2 protein-coding genes are annotated in these 768 nt (G+C 43.5%); both read left to right on the top strand.

Annotated features, from left to right (window positions below; genetic code table 11):
- Positions 1–198 precede the first annotated feature (198 nt).
- Complete coding sequence (locus EQY_RS0123345) at positions 199–450, top strand: type II toxin-antitoxin system Phd/YefM family antitoxin (protein ID WP_001132896.1); 252 nt, start codon at positions 199–201, stop codon at positions 448–450.
- Complete coding sequence (locus tag EQY_RS0123340) at positions 447–734, top strand: type II toxin-antitoxin system RelE family toxin (protein ID WP_000222758.1); 288 nt, start codon at positions 447–449, stop codon at positions 732–734. Before EQY_RS0123345 ends, EQY_RS0123340 begins: the two co-directional genes overlap by 4 nt.
- The last annotated feature ends 34 nt before the right edge of the window (positions 735–768 follow it).

Raw genomic sequence — 768 nt, 5'->3', positions numbered from 1 at the left:
CCGGCTTACGCCGGGCTTCGGCGGTTTTACCCCGGTGTCATATGTAACAACAGAGTGCCGCCTTCCATGTCGCTGGCGCGACATCAGAGTATAAAACCAGCATTAAATTTATTTGCAAATATATAAGTAATACAGACTTGTTAACTGGTCCTTTCAGATGTATCTTTAAGACTTGTTAAACAGTCTTGAAGGTGCGTTATGCCTAACATCATTCTGTCTGACACCAGTGCAAGTGTCAGTGAACTGAAAAAAAATCCGATGGCTACAGTCAGTGCTGGTGATGGTTATCCGGTCGCCATTCTGAATCGCAATCAGCCGGCATTCTACTGTATTCCTGCTGAACTGTATGAAAGGATGCTTGATGCTCTGGATGACCAGGAGCTGATGAAACTGGTTACTGAACGCAGCAATCAACCTCTGCGTGAGGTGGATCTGGACAGCTATTTATGACTTATACGGTAAAATTCAGGGATGATGCGCTTAAAGAATGGCTGAAACTGGATAAGGCCATTCAACAGCAGTTTGCGAAAAAACTAAAAAAATGCAGCGACAATCCCCATATACCTTCTGCAAAACTACGTGGCCTAAAGGACTGCTACAAAATTAAACTTCGTGCATCGGGATTTCGTCTGGTTTATCAGGTTGTTGACGATATGTTAATTATTGCGGTTGTTGCGGTAGGGAAACGAGAACGTTGTAACGTTTATAATCTCGCCAGTGAAAGAATGAGATAGTAATAGGGGTCCGCTTGGAAAACGGAAAATATCC

This window comes from Escherichia sp. TW14182 (assembly GCF_000208525.1).
Classification (GTDB): Bacteria; Pseudomonadota; Gammaproteobacteria; order Enterobacterales; family Enterobacteriaceae; genus Escherichia; species Escherichia ruysiae.
The sequence above is the reverse complement of the archived record's forward strand: the minus strand, read 5'-3'. Positions and strand labels throughout refer to the sequence as shown.